The organism is Enterococcus sp. 5B3_DIV0040 (assembly GCF_002140755.1).
Taxonomy (GTDB): Bacteria; Bacillota; Bacilli; order Lactobacillales; family Enterococcaceae; genus Enterococcus_D; species Enterococcus_D casseliflavus.
In genome coordinates this window covers 364,824-369,209 of record NZ_NGLC01000003.1, presented here as the reverse complement: position 1 = coordinate 369,209, position 4,386 = coordinate 364,824, and the positions used below count along the sequence as shown (strand labels likewise).

Sequence of the window (4,386 nt, the reverse complement as noted above, 5' to 3'; positions counted from 1 at the left end):
TTAATATTCGTTGGGACTTTCAAATCAATTTTTGCAGGTATATTAACTGCTGTCTCATTGTATTTACTGTGCCAAATTGTATTAGTGTCACCATCAAAAGCCAACTCGATCGACTCTCTAGGCTGTTCATTTGCTTCCATACTATCAATATCACTTTTATCTATATAAAGCTTTTTAAAAATCAATTTTTCTTTTTTATTCCTTATATCCTCTATTAGCTTATCAATGTCAGACAAAGTCAACTCACGTGAATCAGCAGTTACAAGTTTACCTAAAGCTTCTTTATATCTATCCGAAGTTTCTTTTGTAAATAAAGAATCATCAAATGGTAAAAATTCTTCAATAGCTAATTCTAATTTGGTAATAGGTGTCAATTTGATTTCTTCTATAACAAGATTATCCATTACAAAATCAAGATATCCCTCAAAATTAGCTGCATTTCCTTCAACTCCGTGTGTATCACCAGAATTTGTTGTAGAAAATATACCAATCCATGTATTCCCACTTTCACTACCTGTTACATGATAACTTACTTTTTTTGCTTTTTCACTGTCCGTCCAAGTATTTTTAAGAGAATATATCTTTAACTCAGAAGGATTATTCTGATATTCTCCATTACCAACAACAAACGCATACGTATCATCAGAACCAGCTTCATAATCAAAACTTACTCGATAAACTTTCCCAGGTTCAAACCGGAAATTATGTGGGACGGTTTGATAGAGAAGTTTATTACGACCAGTTAACCCATTTGTCTTAAGTGACCAATTACCATCAATAACGTCGGATATTTTTTTATCATTCCATCCTCGTTGGGTATAAGGAGAATTCTTTTCCGAAAGATGTGTTCGATTATCCTCTACCCCTTCGACTCCACCTATTACAAATGGATAAACTCCTTGTGGAACATTTTCAAAATCCTGTTTAAATATTCCTTTACCACTGTCATGTGTTCCATTAAACATTATAGAATTATTTTCAAAAATTCGAATATCATCAAAATAAGTTGCACCTTCCCCTGCATCTCTTGAAAGTGTCAATATTACATTATCTACATTTTCCCCTGTAGTAAAATAAATATACATATTTTGAAAAAAACTAAGATTGTCAATTGTTGCATTATTTTTTAAATTATTATGAGCGTAAGCCTTAACAAAATTCAAAGCAATAGAGCGACCTGTGTTATTACTAATTATCTTCTCTCCTGTATCAATAGATATTTCTGCACTTGAATCACTACGGTTATCTACTCCAACATATACTGCATAACTAGTATTTGGCTTCAATCCACTTAATTTTTGAGTCAAACTTACTTTTGAATTATTATCCATAATTCTTAACATTGGATTATCACCTTGCGAACGAACAATCTCAACCGCCGTATTTTCTTCACCAGTTAATGCCCAATGTGCCAACGTACCACTATTAAATCCTTGATCAACTATATGCATTCCTTCCGACCAAATTACCTCTTCATTATTATGTGGTGTACGATAAATCACATATGGGGTCTCTGCATTTACATTAATCGTAATCCTACCATTAACAACATCTAAAATTGTTTCATCGGTTTTACCAAGATCTGTTAATTTATACAGATAAACTTTATTTACCAACCAGCCACTTGGCAATTCCCAAGTAGTGCTACCTGTTGCGGTATTATAATAATAAAGTTTTTGATCATTCTTAGATAATTTACTACCATCACTTGCCCAATCCCATGGAATAAGATATGCAGAACCATCATAAATTTTACGCCCATCTAGTGTCATCACACGTTCTCTATAACCTGCATCACTTACATTATTAGACTTTCTAGAAATAACTAGCCTTCTATTTTCTTGATCTTTTAGCATTATTTCCATTTCAGGAATCCATTCGTAACTTTCACCATTATCTTTCATAAATACAGATGTTCCATTTTTCCAATTCATCACTTGAAAATGTTGAATAAATTTTGTTGGAAGATTACTCTTAAATAACGTTTTTATATACCCTGCATAATCGCTACGTCCTTGCCATCCTTCAAAATCTTTCATATCGTATCCACCAAGAAGTGGATTATTTGCTGCTCCACCATAAGAAATATAATCTCCAATCCATGAATCTTTTTCATGATTACGAATGAAACGTACAATATTAGAATTAATTCCTTTTAATGAGTAGCCACCATAAGTTAAGTCCGCCGCCCAATGTTGAAATGTAGAATCATATTCTCCGGCATAGCCCCACTCAAAAGCTACTCTCCAACCATTGTCATTTATTTCTTTTGCTAATTGATGAGTAGCCCACGCATTATTATCACCTGATTGACCGTTTCCCCATACATCTACGTATATAAAATCAAGTCCTTCTCCAAGAACCTCTTTTAAATCTTGGAATCTCTTAAATCTACCATGACCTAAATCATACGCAGCATCAATGTTAATTCCTTGATCTAACCAATTCCAACCGTAACTATATTGTGTTCCATCACTATTTTTTTTCAAACGCTCTGGATTAAAATACTTAGATTCTGGGTATGTTTCAGATGCATTAACATGAATTCCTAAACGTGCTCCATATTTTTGAGATAACTCTATAAGTTTTTTAAAATCTTCTGAACCTCCTATTCTTTTTCCGATATCAGCATAATTCAAGTGTCCTGAATCATGCCCTTCACTTCCATATCCTTTTAATAAAATTGACTGTCCAAGACCATCAGTATGCAAACTAATTTTCTTAATACCATCAAGAGTAGTCAAAAAAGGATTTTGAGCTTGTGATCCAAAGTTCATAGCAATACGATAAGCCACTAAATCTGGAACATGCTCAGAACCTTTTGCAGAATTCATAATTGATCTGTAGGCAATAGCACCATCTTGCCAATCTACTACTTCATCCTCATTTAAATCATTTGTAATGACAACTTTAGCGCTAGGTAATTCAATTGTACGCTCATCATAAACTTGGCCTTTATAATGCTTTTGATAAATAAACGGTGAACTTAATATACCAAGATAATTATCCCCATTAATTGTTTGTTTACCAATTGTTAAACGAGTATAATCATTAGCTCCTCCACCATAGCTATACTGAGAGTTGGACCAAACACCTGCTGCTAATTTATTATTCGATATAAATCCATACATAAATCCTATTGTCGGAATATCCTCCATTGGATTTGTAACATTAATATGAACATCTCCATTTTTATGAGTATTGGTAGACATTCTTGCACCATCAAAAGCAGCTTTATCATCTTTACTAGAAACAGAAACCAGATAATTATCAGGAAATTCAATTGTTTCAATTAATTTTCGTGTATCATCTATTGTTTCCCCTGCAACAATTTTATTATAATTAACAACTTTAACAACATCAAAATGCAGTTCATTATCTATAACTTGAAGTTTAACTTCTATTTCTGCATTGATAAAATGTTCCAAATTTTTTAATTTCATCTTATAAAATGCTGTAGAATTATTGATTTTTTCAAAAGAAGTTATAGGTGTCACATCAACTCCGTTGATTTTGACAATATTAAGAGGTTGTACTTGTCCCGGAAGAATATGATTATCAACATGATACTCTTTTACTCTAGGAAATGAAACATCAATAATTGCTTCTATTTGATCTGTTTTTATCGTATCGTAGATGATTTTAGAGTCATCTACAGTTATTCCAATTTCCTTATCCTTAACTGTATTTGAAGTAGTAACATTAGATTGATTATCTGTTTTTATATCTATTTTTGTTACTTCATTTCCAAATGTGCCCAACTTTAAAGCAATTGTTTTATTATCTTTTAAAGCATCTATCACATTTTGGGGTACATTGTAAGTATCAAAAAGATTTTCGCCATTAACACTTGCATTTAACTGACCATCGTTTTTAAGACTAATTATTAATTCGTTTTTTGATCCCTTCGTTGGCGCTTTTACAGAACGTTTAGTTGTCATCCAAGCAGAATCAACTGCTGATTTATATTCCCAAAACCATCCCTCCCTATCATATCCAACCATTATATAATTTTGATTATCACCTTGTTTTAATAAAACTCCAAACCGTCCTTCTCTTGGTTTGGATTGCTCTACAAAAGACAAACTTACTGTAGCATTCCCCGCATCATCCACATGTAACCCATCTTTTTCAAACAAAGCCATTTTATTTCCATTATCGTTTTCAAGAGTAGAAGATAATGTGTTGTAGCGAATCCCTTCCACTTCATTAATGGCTACTGTACCAGGAACTTGCGAAACAGAAACCCATTCCTTATTACGTTCATTATCCAAAACAGCACTAGTTTCATTAGTATCTTCTTTTACTATTGCATTTGCCGCTGGTTGTTCGGATGCTAGTGAAGATGCAGCTATATTTTCATTTACACTATTCCCACTAGTGTTT

At 32.7% G+C, this 4,386-nt stretch carries 1 protein-coding gene; it reads right to left on the bottom strand.

The window, feature by feature from the left end:
- The coding region (locus A5883_RS18895; protein WP_086339406.1) for an endo-alpha-N-acetylgalactosaminidase family protein at positions 1-4,386 on the bottom strand (4,386 nt) is incomplete at both ends.